The organism is Haloarchaeobius litoreus (assembly GCF_024495425.1).
Taxonomy (GTDB): domain Archaea; phylum Halobacteriota; class Halobacteria; order Halobacteriales; family Natrialbaceae; genus Haloarchaeobius; species Haloarchaeobius litoreus.
The window spans coordinates 101243-115932 of record NZ_JANHJR010000004.1; the positions used below are offsets into that span (position 1 = coordinate 101243).

A 14690-nucleotide genomic window follows, 5' to 3' on the forward strand; every position below is an offset into this window, starting at 1 on the left:
GGAGCACCGATACGAATAACCGAGATCCGCTTCTGGGCCGTTTACCCACGCACAATTGCTGAGATTCATTTGCTGCTTAGACGTCGAATCCCATATCGTCGTCTCCGAAGAGCAGATCAAGCTCCACTATCTTCCGCGTGATCGTTTCTCGGGTGTCAGTGTCGATGACTTCGAACTGAACCGAACTCTCGCCAGAGATTGCTCCCTGTTTGAGCCGGACACGTTCACTATTGGTTCCCGGCGAGATTTCCATGGTGACGGGGTCCGCAACCGGTTCGTCGTCGATGTTGGCACGTATCTCTAGTTTCGGGGCCGGGTCGAACGCCACCTGTCCGCTCTTGGCTTCAATCTCGACAGAGATTATCGAGTTCGTGATCGGGTCTGGGATAGAGACATCGTAACTGATTGACGCACTTTCTTCGATCTCGCCGGTGGTCACCGTGAGACACGGAACGAGGAGTTCCTGGAGCGAAATCCCGCCGTGGAAGTACCGCATGTTCCCACCTGGGGCCTTGAAACAGGCCACACTTCGAGGGAAGAGTAATTTGAGTTCGGGGGCGTTGATACCGAGATCAGACAGGGAATCGGAATCGACCTCGATGAATTCGTCCGTATCGACGAGTGGAGTATCACTGTCGGCGGCCGCGAATCGTCGCTTGACGACCGGAGCGAGGTCAGGCGCTTCGACTTTGAGGTCCTCGGACAACCGGTCCGTGTAGAGGAACCCGTGGTCGCTCGTGATGACGAACCGAGTGTACCCAGCCTGCTTCAGTCGTTGGACTGTCCGTTCGACGTCGTCGACGTGGGAAGCCACTTGGCTGAAGGCCGCGTCGTCGTCGAGGCTCTCGCCGAGTTTGTCTATCGTTCCGGAGTAGACGACTCGGGGGACAGGGTCGGTCTCCGTCAAGTCCTCTAACGAGATGCTGCTCACCTCGTCCATATCGACCACTTCGAAGCCCGCGGCGCTGAGTCGTTCGACGCGGTCTGCTTTCCCGGCCATCTTCTCACCGCCGCTGGTCACGACGAGGTCATCATCTTCGAGTGAGAGCCCGAGTTCCCCGGGCAGGTGTGCGGCCATCCCAACCTCGGTGATCGAGGGCAGGGCCGCGCTGACTGCGTTTAAGTCTTGCTCAAAATCAGTTCGCCGCCCGAGATTCTGTTTGATTGCTTCCGCGAGTTCGTAGCGAAGCCCGTCACAGATGATGATCGCGGTTCCGTCCTCAAGATCCGCGAACTCATCGTAGAACGAGGTCTGGGGTGTCCCGAGGGTCGGATCATCACTCAGGATGTCCGCAAGCGGGCGGTTTACCCCCTGGAGGAAGGACATGTAGTGTTGCGTGACCCGCTGTTTGACTGTGGTTTCGTTCGGATAGGGGAACGTGGCCTTCTGCGTGGCGTTGATGTACTGCCGATAGGCCGCATCGATCTGCCACCACCCGCCGTCACTCGTGTACTTCTGGGCGAGTTCCGACGAGGAGAGCGTCTTGGCTTCGTCGGTGTCGATGGTTCCGACCCGCTGGAGGGTTTCGATCGCCAGGACTGGCACCGACCAATCGACGAGATCCTCGTTGCTCCAGAAGCTGTCCTGGCGCTCAGTGACTGTCTGCTGGAGGTCTACCGCGATATCGGGGAGGTCGGCGTAGGTCTCGTCAGCGAGTCGTTTCATCACCAGCCGGATGAGACCCATGTCGATACCCTTGAACGCCGTCGCGTCCCAGTGAATCCGGTCGGAGTCTATGACCGCCTTCGCAAGGTCATAGTCCTCCGCGATCCGCTGTGCGTAGCGCGTGAACTCGGCAGGAGCGTACTGCTGCCACTCGTCGCAGAACGCCGCAGCAGCGCGGGTGTCGTCAGCCGCGAGTTCGTCGTACCGGGACGTCGGTGCTCGGCTGGCCACCTCGCCGAAGAGGAGCTGTGTCGCTAGCTCTTTCGGATCGAGTCCTGCGGTGACACCGTACTCCTCACGGAGCTGGGCGTCCCAGGCGTCGGCCATTGCGTTGTCCTCGATTGTCTCGCGGTACTCTTCCGGGTTCGAGAGATAGGTACGCACCCACTCGTCGGTCGCCGGGCCAGCGGTGTCGAAGAGAACGCAGAAGAACGCCAAGCGCTGAACCTCGCGGTTCTGTCCCCAGTCCTCGTACGCTTCAGGAATCTCTTCGTCGTGCTCGACGAGGAACTGCGTCACGGGCGTGTCGTCGATGTCCTGACCGACGCGGTACTGTCGTCCGAGTGCGTGGATGTCGCGGAACCACTCGGCGTCATTTCGTGACTCGGGGATGTAGAACAGCCAGTTCTGCTCGTAGTTCGGATCTTCCTCGTGGAGGCGGCGCTTCAGCTCAAAGTAGCTGCCGTCGTAGCGTGCGAGCGTGACGTCTTCGAGGGCAGCTTCGACCTCGTCGAGGACACCTTTGTACTTCTCCTGGGCGTCGTACCACACCCAGACTCGGTGTCGGTCGAATTTCTGCCTGAGTTCTGTGATAATGCTATCCGCGAGATCTCCCATTGTGTTCCTCTTTTTAGCGGGGATTGATTGTTGTTTCGGGAAATGAAGACGCTTATCGACAAGACAGAGGGGTCATCAGGTTGTTCCTCAATCCCCTAACGCTTGCTCGTAGACAGCGAATCGTCTGGCCGGGAAGTACGAACTATCCTGGACTCCTTCCTTCGAACTCTGTTCAAACGCCAGGAATTCCTCTTCAACGGTATCATAGCCGAGGGACTGAATCAATCCGACCTCCGTAATTGCGAGTCCAGTGAAGGTGATTAGTCGTAGTCCCTCGTCGATAGCAAACCTCAGTCCGCTTCCGTACAGCCGGCTGAACACGCCTCCTCGATGGTAGTTCGCCCAGTGGCGCAAGTTCAGAAGCATATCAAAGAAAGTAGGACAGGGAGCATCCGGGTCCTCATGAAAAGACTGTCTATAGCGGTACATCTCCGAAAGCGAATCCCGGGCCTTCTCATTCAGTACTGAGTCGATATCGGAGGATCGGCTATTCCAATCAGGATAGGGGGATGACCAATCGAACCAATGGTCCGAGAAATTCCCCTCTGGGAAGTACATGAACGGATACACGTACAGTGAGTCAGTTAGTTCGTCAAGCATTTCCCATCTGTGTTTCTTCCACATACGGACGTGGGTTCCACCTCGCCCATCCGCAAGGATATCGTCGAACCTCGACCGCATGAGGGCGCTGTATGCTTTGTAGATCGCATAGTAGGCCATTGAAATCCGCCACTCAGCCGTTCGCATCCTGTCCGCTGCTTCACCCTCTATCGGATCATTGACGGCGAACTCGTCTCGCCAGGCATTCGAAAGGTTCCGGAGCGCTTGCTCGTGGTCGCCACCGTCGGATTCATCGAAATAGGCTTGCAATTCATCTTCGTTCGCCTTAGCATTCGAGACTACGTGATAGAGGACGTGTCCCTGAACAGTTTGAAGGCACTCGTCACCCCACACAGGGGTGTTGTGCATCACTCGACGAAACTCCAGCCCCAATCGTGATTCAGGAAAGTCCGGGGGACACTCCCCCTCGACCCCTTCTCCGAACGGTCGGCCATACTCGTAGGTGTCGAAGAAGCTGGTTGATAGCGTCTGAAATAGCTTCCCGACGGGTTTTCCATACTTGTAGAACTCCTTCTCGTCGAAAGCCATGGTAGTGAATTTTGAGAAGGTCCTATCGTGAGTAGCTGGACTTCAGTTTCGGGAGGCCGGTTTCGAGAACCTCGTACTGATCCCACTCCTTGATGTTCTCCCAGATACCCTTCTCGATGTCTACAGTGACCCCATCGTCGATCATTTCGTCGATGGTTTCACGGAACTCCCTGACGTCTTCGAGGTCGTTCTGGACTTCTTCTTTCCTGTTGAGAAGCTCCTTGTCAGGGTTCTCACCGCTGGTTTGAGCGTTGAGTGTTTCCAGTTCGTTTTCGAGTTCATCAATTCGTGGATCAAGGTATTGGCCACGAAGTTTGGGAAGGGTATTTTCGTCAATACCGTGATAGTAGATGAAACAACTGAATGCGCCGTTAGAGCTTTGCAGTTGCCAGTAAATCGGATTACGTTGACCTCTTCGCTTATACTCGTCAACGTGATGGTATCGGAAATATCGGTTTCGAAGCCAATCGACAGGGTCACGTCCTAATGATTCTCTGAGTCTGTCCGCTTCCTCATCCGGATTGTTGAATAATATCTGTAGACTTTTATTAACCAACTGATCTACACTCTGGCCAGATCCTTCAAAAGCCAAGATTTCATCATTGACAGTTGGCAGATCACGATCTGTTCCCCATCTTTGGAATAGTACCCCAATCACATATGATAAGATACGCCCAGCTGCATTCTCCTTCTCTTCCTTTGTATACAGATCAAATTGATTGCGAAGTTGAGCGATTGTTAATGGTGAGACCTCGGTATCAATCGCTAGTTCTCGTAGGTCCTGGACTCTTCTATTTGATATATAATCTACAGCATCATTCTTGGGTGCAGAACGATCAGGTTCATAACTCATATATTCAGAAATAATTTCCGAATGCATTATCTTATGTTCCTCAAATACAGGATATTGTGAGACGTCCTCAGGAAGATCTGAATACATATACTCTTGTGACTCTTCGGATATGTCATATTCCTCAAATAGGATTCTATCTAGGATCCCATGTATAGTGAGAAGAATTGCTTTACTCTTATCTTCGAATTGTGGCAGTGATAGTACACCATTTTCTACGACTTCAGCAAACCGATTATCAGCGAAATCGGAACCTGTCTCAATTAACTTTGATTCTTTCCTTCTTTCTTCAATAGCCTGTCCAACCAGATCTTCAATTAACACATCATTCTCAAGGTTCTTTTTAATTGGAAGCCTTTCACCATCGCCGACTTCGAAGTGAACTCCTGGGTTTAATCCGTTCGCAATGAACCGATGAATTGTTGAGTTCAAATGAGCAAGAATAATCTCTGCACTATGAGTATCTGATCGGACGAAATGTGAAGTATGGCCAAAGATCATGTCGTCCTCATGAAGTCTACCGACTAGATAATTACCGAACCCCCTAAATGAGGCTCCTCTACTGAAATAGAAGGATCTGTTTCTCAAGTTCCCCCCATTTTCATCTATAACATCACCTGATTCGATCCAATCGACGTAGTCTTCAGGATAATCGTAATAGAGTGAGTCAGTTCCGCTCATTTGGAATCGAACGTATCGTGAATTGAGATCGGAACGAGGGATTTCCCACCATTTTCTCACAAACCGCCCATCATCGTCCGTAGATAGTCCCTGTTTAACCTCACAAACATCTTCAAAGCTGGGATGCTGAATAAAGAGATCAAGGATTTCTTTGCCGAATCTGTAGAGGAAAGGTGTGCGGTCGATTTCTAAGAACGAACTTTGGTCTATAACAAAAGTGCGCTCATCTGATTCGTTAGATCGGTACGCAGCTGTGACTTCGTTAGTTGCTGGTATTTTTTCGTCGGTTTCAACAATCCTGGAGAAGCGAGATGGTAAAGGATCTTGACTTTCGTTCAGAGGTCGCATAACAGTAGCAATATTCATATATATCGGTTTTTGATAATTGCTGATGTGTAGATTTTCGACAAAATTGGCTTCCTCTAGTACCTTTTTCCTGAACCCCCGGAAATAGTATTGATACATGAATGTCTCAGGAGTAATCATCGAAACATATCCTTCATCTTTACTAAAATTAAGACAACGCTCCATAAAAGATCCGTATACGTCGACTTTAGCAGTATAATTTGAGCGAATAAATTCTTTCAGCGTATCACCCATCTTTTTGCTCTGTAAATAGGGCGGATTGCTGACCACAACGTCATAGTTCCCACGTAGAACGTCAAGTAATTCAACCGTCTTACCGACTTCATTGGCAAACATCTCTTCAATCGGATCGTTTCGCTCAAGCGAGGATTCTGCGAGACTTTGAATATTATCTATCAACTGACTTTTGAGTTCGTTCCATGTAACTTCTTTTCCTCCAGAAACGAATGTTGATTGCGTAGTTAGATCGCCATCGTCAGTGAACTGTGCTTGTCCTTTTGACTCGAAGGTATCTCGATGTTCTTCTAGAAGTTCCTCAACCCTATCCTCAATCTGAACAAGACTCCCCCATTCACGAATGTTATCGAAGCTTCTCCAAATCTGTTCCAAAACTTCTTCTTCTAATTCAGAATTTGCCCTATCTAAGACTTCTTCCTTACGATTTCCATTAATCAATACTGCGTCTGCGGATACAATATTCAGTTGAGGTATAGTTACTTCTGGTGACTTTTCTTTTGCTTTCAGATACAGCGAGAGGGCCGCAATCTGTGCTGCTCCAGAATCAATATCGATTCCGTAGAGATTGTTCCGGAGAATCTGACGTGGGATGTACTCCTCAGGGATATCACCCTCCTCCAGATACATCTGATAAAGAACGTCGAAGGCATAGAATAGCATATGACCACTGCCACAAGCAGGGTCAAGTACCGTTATGTCCTCAACTGCCTTCGCCTCTCGATCAACCAAGGAGTCTTCCAGCGGGGCAAGGTAGAAGCAGTTCTCTTCACCGTTGATATTCGTCCGTTCACCCTGCATTTCGAGCCACGTCCGACCCAGGGAGTTATCGACCATCCACTCGACGATGTACCGCGGAGTGAACAGCTGAGTTTTCGTAGCGATATCTGTCCCAGCGATCTTGTAGTTCTCTTCATCGACACGTTTGTCGATATCTTCTCGTTCTTCTTCACCGAAGTACTGGTACACCCAGCCAAGTGCCTCGTCGCTCTCCCAAGCTTCGTCATCAATTGCGTCCAGTTCGTCGAGAATCTCTTCTCGAACCTGCGCATCAAGGTCGATGGCGGTGTGGTCAGAGTCCTCGAAGATCATCCGGATCTCCGCACCGATCTCCTGGTACGCGAGGTCAAGTGCGGCACCGAAACCGTCGTCGGGAGCGTTCGTGAGTTCGCCAGCGATTTCGGCCACGGTGTGGTGCATGTACGACCGGTTGCCGTACTCCGGTCGTTCTTTGATGGTTTCCTCGACGAGTCCGCGAACCTCGATGGTCTTCAACGCGACAAAGCGGTTGAGGTAGGTCTTCGTTGCTTCGCGGACGTAGTTGGTGATCGACCGTTCCAGGTCACCTTCCGTTGATTCGAGTTCTCGTTCGATGGCGGCATCCAGCGTCCGTCGAGTGTGACGGTCTTCTGCGGAAAGGTGGGACAGGTCTTCGAGTGGGAGGCGCTTCTTCTCGTAGATGCCGTACCTTTCGAGCTGGCGTCTAAGTTCGTCTTCAAGCGTATGGCGCGTGCTTAGGATGGTGCTTCGGATAGTCGAACGCTGATCCGACGAGAGACCGGGTTGACCGTTTGTCGTGGACATGGATATCAGAGGGTCGCGCACTGCCACGAAACGGGCGGGACGGCAGTACGCTGTGTCGGGATTCCCGCCCTCGATGACATACCAGGAACAATCAGCCGATGGGTCTTATAACGTTGGGTCAGGAGTCTGCTAAAGCAGGGATGGCGGGTGGGGCGACGGGGCGAAATACCTCATAATTTCTTGAGTGACTGTGAGCCCTATCCAGACAGAGCGAGGTTCTATCATTAACGGGTTAGATGGAGTGATATGGGGTTCCTGACAAGCGTTAAGTTTGAAGATGGTGAACTAACCTTTCTCGATAATGGTTCAGAGAGGGTTCAAGAAGGACATGAGCTTGTGCCAGAAGGTTTCAGAACGGCCTGGGCACAGCACGACGCAATTAATCATCTCCAGTACGCCGTCATGACCGATTCATGCGCAGAAGGGGTAAGTGAGACGCTTTTCGACGAGAAAGCAGCGTACTTGCTCTACGATTGGATTGCCACACACATTCGGGAACGGGCACTCGCCTTAGGAAGCAAAGCGGAGTACATGACCGGGAGAGTGCTGTTGAGGACGTGCCTTGAAGCGCGAATGACGGGGGTGTTCATGAACTCGCTTGCAGACGACGAGTTCAGGGAAGCGTTTAGAGAGGAACTGAACGAACGAGATACCAACGAGCTTCAGCGGATGTTTGGGGCCTCGAATCCGTGGGAAGTAATCACCAAGATCGAGTTGGCAGATATGGAATCTACCGCGAAGATCCTCGACATCATTGAGGAGTCAGGGAACCACTCGTTCCACGACCTATACAATGGAATGGTCCGGGATATCCTCGCCGAGCGTGGCTATTTCGAACCCAAGCGAAAGGGAGAGATCCGCAACTGCTACAGCGATTTGAACTCCAGCGTTCACGCGAACATTAGCAAGTCTCTCGTTGGGCACTCAATCCAACATGGACATCCGTTCAAATCACCGTCACACAGCGAGGAGGGATTCCACAAATTCCTAAAAGAGTTTCTCACGGTACTGGATATCGAGGGAGTTTTGATACTCAACGAATTCGAGCCAGTTCTAGAACGGAACGACGAACTCTCGGAGAGTCTGAACCAGTCTACATCTTCACTCACTCCACTCGAAGATACCCAATCAAAGCTCACTCAGCTCGGCGATGGCTAACGATAGCAACGAGTGGTGATGTTGAGCTGTAGATTATCGGAACCGGATCTCTACGTCACCCTCCTGATCAAGCAGGGCCTCGATATCCCCACGCAGTTCGCTAATCGGTGCCTCGATGTCTTCAGCGTCGGTGACGACGACGGTCCCGAAAATGTTGTCGAGGGTTACGCTCTCGCGGGTCGTTCCATCGTCGTCGTCCTCCTCTAGCTGATCGACTTGCTGCTTAGCTTTGGTTTCGAAGTGATCGACGGTCTGGATATTCTCGATTACCCAGTTGAGCGAAGGATTCGGATTGATGTGGTCCTTGTTTGAGATGTCCAGATCGACCGATCCGTCGCCCTGCCGTTCCGTCAGGTCCGACAGGGCCGAGTCGAGATCGTTCTCGTCGATGTCGGAGCCAGCATATGCTTTCACCGAGTCGATGGAGTTTGTGTACGTTTCGTACCGTTTCTCGTACAGCGCTTCGTAGGTCGCCGTAAAGGCTTCTGCTGCGGCTCGATAGTCCGTCTTGACGTTGTTCCACTGACTGATGACGCCCTCGGTGTCCAGCGTGTTCTTGACGCGGTCAGCGGCTTCACGCGCATCGTCGCTGATGTCGACAAGTGCAGGGTGATCATCTGCCTCGTCGACGAGCGATTCCCATTCGGTCGTGATGAATCGCTGTATCGTTTCGTATTCCTTCAGTCGGTTTTCGCCACCGTCCTCACCGCAGAACTGGGCGACGTCTTTCGCGGTTTTGGTGAGGCCTTCGAGTTCGTCCTCGAAATCGACGAACTGCTTGATTCGTTTGGCCGAGGTGGGTTGTTGGAGCAGGTTCTTCAGCCGAGTTTGGAACTGCTCGATGTCCTCTGCAAGTGGGAAGTCTACCCGCCGGAGCTGCGAGAGGAGTGTGCTGGTGGTCGAGACCCACTCGTTGGCTTCCTCTCGAATGCCTTCGTCGACGGCCTGGTCCGTGGATTTGACCTTGCGGTCAAACAGACGGTCGAGGAGCTGCTTGGCGTCCGTACGCGTGTCGATGTCTACGGTCTCTCGTTCGTCGAAGGAGGTGGACTTGAACTTCGTGACCTGAGTGAACAGCTCCTGTGCACCGTCTTCCGTGTACGTCTCATAAGTTCGTTCCTTGTGCGTCGGGATAATCGAGCCGTTCCGGAAGAGCACGGCCGCGGCTAGTCTGACGACTTCGCGGCTCCAACCGTACGGCGGTTCGGCGAAGTGGTCGATCAGGTCGCTGCCTGTTCGGGATTCGCCTGCTTTCTCACGGCGCTGGATCTCGTCTTCGACTTCTGAGGAGATGCGGGCTTCGGCGATGAGTTCCCCATCCTGAACGACACCCAGGTCAGAGAAAACCGACGGGTTTGACGAGCCGTCAAGGTCGCCGAAGATCTGCTCGATGTGTCGGTCTTTGACCGACGCGGAGCCGTGTTTGAAGCTGGTGAACACCTTCGGGATGGCGTTGTCCGTCTTCCGGGCGACGAGCGAGGTGAGCGAGGTGCTCGTGGTGTCGAACTCTTCGGTGTCGCCGTTGTAGATGAGAACTCCGCGCTGGAAACTGCGTTTTAATTCGCGTTCGACCTCGTTGCGGAGGCGCTGGAGGTCCTCCTGCTTCTGTCCGAGGGCTTCCTGTTCCTCCTGGCTGAGTTCATTGCCGCGCTTTTCTTTGACGACGGTGTTGATTTGGAAGATCGACTTCAGCTTTTCGTAGATATCGTGCTGTTTCTCGTTGTCGGCGATCCAGTACAGCGTGCCATCTTCGCTGAAGCTCTGCGTTTTCAGGCCGTCCGGGTCGAGGTCCTCGTATCGCTGGTAGATCGGCGAATACGTTTTGAGGTCGATGTGACCCTTCGACGTGATTTCCTCACCGTCGATGCTCAGGTTCACCTGGAACGTCTTCCCTTGGTAGTTGACGCGGGACGTTTCGTCGAGGATGTCGTTCAGGAACCGTTTGGACGAGCGCCGGATGTCACCGGGACCGACTTCAATGCCTTTGATCTCGTTTTCGAGCTCGCGCTCGGTCTCACGGAGGAACCGATAGCCTTCTTCGCTCCGACCGACGTAGCCGGCGTCGACGAGTGCATCGAGCGTCTCTTCGACGTCACCCTCTAGTTGCTGCGTGGGGCCGAGTTCAGTCTGGAGTGACGTCGCAATGTTGTCGGCCGTATTCGGAATCCACGGGAGTTGCTGTAGGAGGTAGAGGGACTTGAGGACGCGACGTGCGATTTCCGGGTCGGTGTCTTTCGGTCTCGCCTCTCGGATCGACTTGACGTCACTGCTGGGGATGTCGTTGCTGATCTCGTCGAAGATCATGTCCAGCGTGACGAGCGCCCCGAGTTCGTCGTTGTAGAGGTGGTCCTCGTCTTTGAGAACGCTTTGGGTGACATCGATCAGTGTGCGTTCACTCCCTGCCAGCTGGTCGTCTGAGCCTTTCCCGAGAGCCTTGAACATCTCCGGAAGGATATCGAGTTGGTAGGGAAGGAACGGGTAGCAGTCGATGAAGTTCTCCTCGTTAATCGGCTTCAGACTCTGACTGGAGTCAAGTTTGTATCTCGCGGACAGGATACCCTCGTGCTGGTCGTACAGATCGCCGAGGATGCCTCTGAATTCGCCTTTCTTGCTGAGGACACGGTCGCGGACGACCTTGTCGAGGTTCTCGGAGGTGAGGTCGAATCGGTGCGGGAAGCGGTCGATGACTTTCGACTCCTCGGCTTCCTTCTCCAAGACGCCGGGGATGAGTTGCTGGAGTTGTTCCTGGGAGGTGACTCCGAGGAAGACCTTGCCCTTGCCTTTCTGCCCGAACTCCTCGACGATACTCTGGAGTTCCAAGAGAAGTTGCCCGTCGTCGCCGATGAACTGCGAGATCTCGTCGATGAACACGAAGTACCGACAGTTGTCGCCGGTCTCTGCTTCCCGTTGTTCGACGTAATCCACGATGTCTTCGGCGAGTGTGGACGCGTTGATCAGAACGTTGTCCTGAACGTCGTCGATTGCGCGGGCGGCATCGTCCTCGTCGTCGAACTCATCGGTGGCCTCGACTAATGCGGTTTCCATGTCGGACCGGACGAACATGGCGTCCTTGCGGGCTTCCGTCCAGTCTTTCCCAGTGTTTGCTTCGATGGCGTTGACGAACTCGTCGTATACGCCGCGCGATTCGAGTTCCTGTTCCATTTTCGCGACCCAGGACATCGAGGCGTAGCCACGGGAGATATTGAACTCGCGGTGGATGATCTCCGTGATGGATTCGCTCCCGGATGCGTCGGCTTTCGCGCCGATCTGGAACATCAGCACCTCGGAATCGAACTTCTGGGTAACAGACGAGACCGCTCCGTCGAGCATCTCGTTGTCCTCGATTCGATCCCGAAACATCTCAGCGGCGTGTGTATCATCGAATTGCCGATTTTCGAGGATGTGCCCGAGGATCTTCATATAGTGGCTCTTCCCCGAGCCGAAGAATCCGGAGACCCACATCCCGACGTCTTCGGTCTGTGTGTGTTCCGTATCGATGACGGCCTCTAAGGCGTCCGAGAAGTGCCGTTCGAGCTGTGGCGTGAGGATATACTCTTCGAGCTCTTTCTTGACTACGCCCGGATCGTCGTTATCGACTTTGACGACTCGGTCGATCTTTCGATTGATTGGCCGGTAGAAAATCTCGTGAATCTGGTTGGTGGAGGTAGTGTCACTCATGTCCGATCACCCTTGCGCGGTAATATGTTCCTTCAGATTCATCGAGGAATCTTAAGCTCTTGTCATCTACTTTCGCTGGGTAACAGAACACGATTGGCGTCTCCTCCGGTGTATTCATCTCTAGTTGCCCCATTAGTGTGGAAGCACTGGCGTATGGGTATAGAATACCCATCCGGTAGACTATAACTGTATCAGCGTCTTCTGCAGCCGATGCGATCGCCGATGCCAACTGACCCATCTCGCCGTCATCCAGGAGTGACGATTTTAGCCCGTCAAGTAACTGGTCTCGATCCCGGCGTTCGAGATCGATGACGTTCTCCAGGATGCCGCGGTCTTCGAGTATACTGAAGACCAGTTCGCGCATATCGATTCCTGCGACGGTTTGGTCATGATACTCCAGCTTCTCGATGAGGTTTCGAACCTCTTCATCGACTTCGATTTCGTCACCAGGGTCGTATGTGAAGACGATGAACGGGACGCCCGCTCGCTTTCCAACTTCGTCTCTATCATCTCGGACGAGTCGTTCGACTTCTTCGAGTCGTGCTTGAAAGTCAGAAAGCATTGATTAGATCCTCTATGCTGTCGTGCTTTGTAATTAGTCGTTCTGTCGACCCGCGCTTCTCGTAGCTCACAAACTGCGGTGAGATATCTCGGACCCGGCGCTGGACTTCGGATTCATTCATCAGGAATACCTTCCAATCGTCGTGTTCGATGACGTCTGATGCGGACTTGGCCCCCTTCTGGAAGAGCCGGTAGACGACGTAAGCGACTGCCTCATCGGGAACGTAGGTGACGGCGAACTCTTTGCGTTGAGTGCCTTCCAAGAGCCCGTAGTTCCGGAGTGCGGTGAGGTACTTCGTAGCGGCTTCGTTGATCGTCGATTCGGACCGGTCACGCAAGTCGGCGAATTCCTCCTGAATCGATTCAATAAATGTGACGATGTCCGTAGCTTGGACGGAGAGCGTCCCCCGTTCGAACTCAGGGTACATGAAATCGAGTGTGACCAGACGGATGAACGGATCTTGTGCGAATTCGTAGTACAGACACCAGTCGGTGACGTCGCTCCGAACATCAGCCGATATTACTTTCATCAGTGGTGTTTCTGTGTACTCATTTTTATTTGGGATGTGGCGACGTGTGACTTCGCGGAGGATGTTTGTCCGATACTCGTCTGTGTCCTTGTTCAGGATGTTCTCCTCGACCACCTTTCGTTCCAGTTCTTCGTACGACTCACACTCGACGTAGGTGCGAAGGATGCGTTTCGTCTCGTCGATATACGTACTGTGGTGGGCGATTTTCGGGTCGAGACTTACCGCTGCTTCTGTTCCCTCGCTATCCTTCGACCCGACATGCTCGTTACCCATATGAATATCTCACGCGCTTTCGGATTTAAGTTCTGAGTTGAGGGGGTAGTACGGCACACAGAGATGGTCGGTGCTATGTCCGTATCCTTTTAAAAGGTTGGCCAGCAGTCTCCATTTCTCTGGCTCAATCTCGGGCTGTGTGTACCCATCTTCATCGATACAGACTGAATCACCGGTCCCCGGGTCGGTGAGCGTCGTAGATGTTGCCGTGATGTTTGATCCAGTTTGCTCGATGATTCGGTCTGTCCACCCTTCATTCAGTGATTGCACAGAAACGTTCTCAAGGGCCTCCAGAGGTTGCTCGTCAGCAGCTTCGGTGTCTTCAATGGTGGCCGCGAGTCGAGACTCCACTTGTGGCCCGAACGAGAACAGGGAGATAGTATCTGCTGGAAGGCGGTCTGATTCTGCTTTCCGACCCACTTTCGATGCGAGAGTGATTCGAGATTGTAGTTGCGTTTTCGGGGTTACTTCTTCGAGTCGTGCCCGTCCAGTCTCGGACAGAACCCGAGAGTCCCACCAGCCTAGGTTATTTGACTCTCCAACTCGCTCTATCAACAGACGTGAGGCGACCAGGTCAAGAAAGAACTCATCATCTACACCCGCTTCGTTGAGAGCCTCTTTAGTCGAGACGAACGTATTGACGAGATCAGTTGAAGTCATACATTCACTCAGAAGGGGTGGTGGCTTAGAAGCAACGCCTCCCGTTTTCCAAAGCCAAAACCGAACGTCCTCTACATCGTGGGTTTAATACCGCCCGATAGGAGTGGGATAGTGTACACGATGGGTTCTGGGAACGAGCTGACTGAGCTGTACGATTCTCTCTCTGTTCTAAATGGGTCGCTACCTTCTAGCGCGGATTCGGAGTGGAAGGTTGCGTTGCGGTCTGTGCTATACGGTGATGAGCTACTGGCTGATAACGCATCCAGCTATGGAGCACAACAGAAGGAGCGGAATTTTGGGAAGCGGAAGGATTACGCGCGGCGACACGGTAACGGGAATCGAGTGACGGAGTTTTCGGCGATCGCGGTTGCGGAGCCACGTGAATCGGATCGCCGATATGTGCCGACCGATGCGAAGTTGCCAGTTGCGCCGGAGTCGAACGAAGTGCTTCCGGTATATGTCT

Annotated in this window: 8 protein-coding genes; 1 reads left to right on the forward strand and 7 read right to left on the reverse strand. The window is 52.9% G+C overall.

Annotated features, from left to right (window positions below; all coding sequences use genetic code 11):
- Positions 1-76: 76 nt before the first annotated feature.
- From NOW55_RS18155 to pglX, 3 genes are all read right to left on the reverse strand, one after another.
- Complete coding sequence (locus tag NOW55_RS18155; RefSeq protein WP_256401537.1) at positions 77-2503, reverse strand: PglZ domain-containing protein; 2427 nt, start codon at positions 2501-2503, stop codon at positions 77-79.
- 87 nt (positions 2504-2590) lie between these two features.
- Positions 2591-3652: a hypothetical protein gene (locus tag NOW55_RS18160; protein ID WP_256401538.1), complete on the reverse strand. Its 1062-nt coding sequence runs from the start codon at positions 3650-3652 to the stop codon at positions 2591-2593.
- Between the two features lie 22 nt (positions 3653-3674).
- The gene (gene pglX / locus NOW55_RS18165) at positions 3675-7394 is read right to left on the reverse strand and encodes a BREX-1 system adenine-specific DNA-methyltransferase PglX (RefSeq protein WP_256401539.1); all 3720 of its coding nucleotides are present in this window, start codon (positions 7392-7394) and stop codon (positions 3675-3677) included.
- Positions 7395-7613: 219 nt separating this feature from the next.
- Here pglX and NOW55_RS18170 point away from each other — a divergent pair, with 219 nt between their 5' ends.
- Positions 7614-8525, forward strand: coding sequence for a hypothetical protein (locus tag NOW55_RS18170; RefSeq protein ID WP_256401540.1), 912 nt, complete (start codon positions 7614-7616; stop codon positions 8523-8525).
- A gap of 33 nt (positions 8526-8558) precedes the next feature.
- Here the strand turns inward: NOW55_RS18170 and brxC are convergent, their stop codons facing one another.
- Genes brxC through NOW55_RS18190 form a run of 4 tightly spaced genes read right to left on the reverse strand, consistent with a single transcriptional unit; the run spans position 8559 to position 14227 of the window.
- On the reverse strand, positions 8559-12203 hold the full coding sequence (brxC, locus tag NOW55_RS18175) for a BREX system P-loop protein BrxC (protein WP_256401541.1): 3645 nt from the start codon (positions 12201-12203) through the stop codon (positions 8559-8561).
- A complete protein-coding gene (locus tag NOW55_RS18180) occupies positions 12196-12765 on the reverse strand; it encodes a BREX protein BrxB domain-containing protein (RefSeq protein WP_256401542.1) in 570 nt (189 codons plus the stop codon). The genes brxC and NOW55_RS18180 overlap by 8 nt, the downstream gene beginning before the upstream one ends.
- Complete coding sequence (locus NOW55_RS18185; RefSeq protein WP_256401543.1) at positions 12755-13567, reverse strand: BrxA family protein; 813 nt, start codon at positions 13565-13567, stop codon at positions 12755-12757. The genes NOW55_RS18180 and NOW55_RS18185 overlap by 11 nt, the downstream gene beginning before the upstream one ends.
- A 9-nt stretch (positions 13568-13576) precedes the next feature.
- Entirely contained in the window at positions 13577-14227 is a 651-nt protein-coding gene (locus NOW55_RS18190) for a BrxE family protein (RefSeq protein WP_256401544.1), read from the reverse strand.
- Positions 14228-14690: the final 463 nt, after the last annotated feature.

Bases quoted from the DNA above. Each gene is read 5' to 3' on its own strand.
- NOW55_RS18185 (WP_256401543.1), bottom strand. From the start codon at position 13,567: ATGGGTAACGAGCATGTCGGGTCGAAGGATAGCGAGGGAACAGAAGCA.
- NOW55_RS18180 (WP_256401542.1), bottom strand. From the start codon at position 12,765: ATGCTTTCTGACTTTCAAGCACGACTCGAAGAAGTCGAACGACTCGTC.
- NOW55_RS18160 (WP_256401538.1), bottom strand. From the start codon at position 3,652: ATGGCTTTCGACGAGAAGGAGTTCTACAAGTATGGAAAACCCGTCGGG.
- NOW55_RS18190 (WP_256401544.1), bottom strand. From the start codon at position 14,227: ATGACTTCAACTGATCTCGTCAATACGTTCGTCTCGACTAAAGAGGCT.
- NOW55_RS18155 (WP_256401537.1), bottom strand. From the start codon at position 2,503: ATGGGAGATCTCGCGGATAGCATTATCACAGAACTCAGGCAGAAATTC.
- NOW55_RS18170 (WP_256401540.1), top strand. From the start codon at position 7,614: ATGGGGTTCCTGACAAGCGTTAAGTTTGAAGATGGTGAACTAACCTTT.
- brxC (WP_256401541.1), bottom strand. From the start codon at position 12,203: ATGAGTGACACTACCTCCACCAACCAGATTCACGAGATTTTCTACCGG.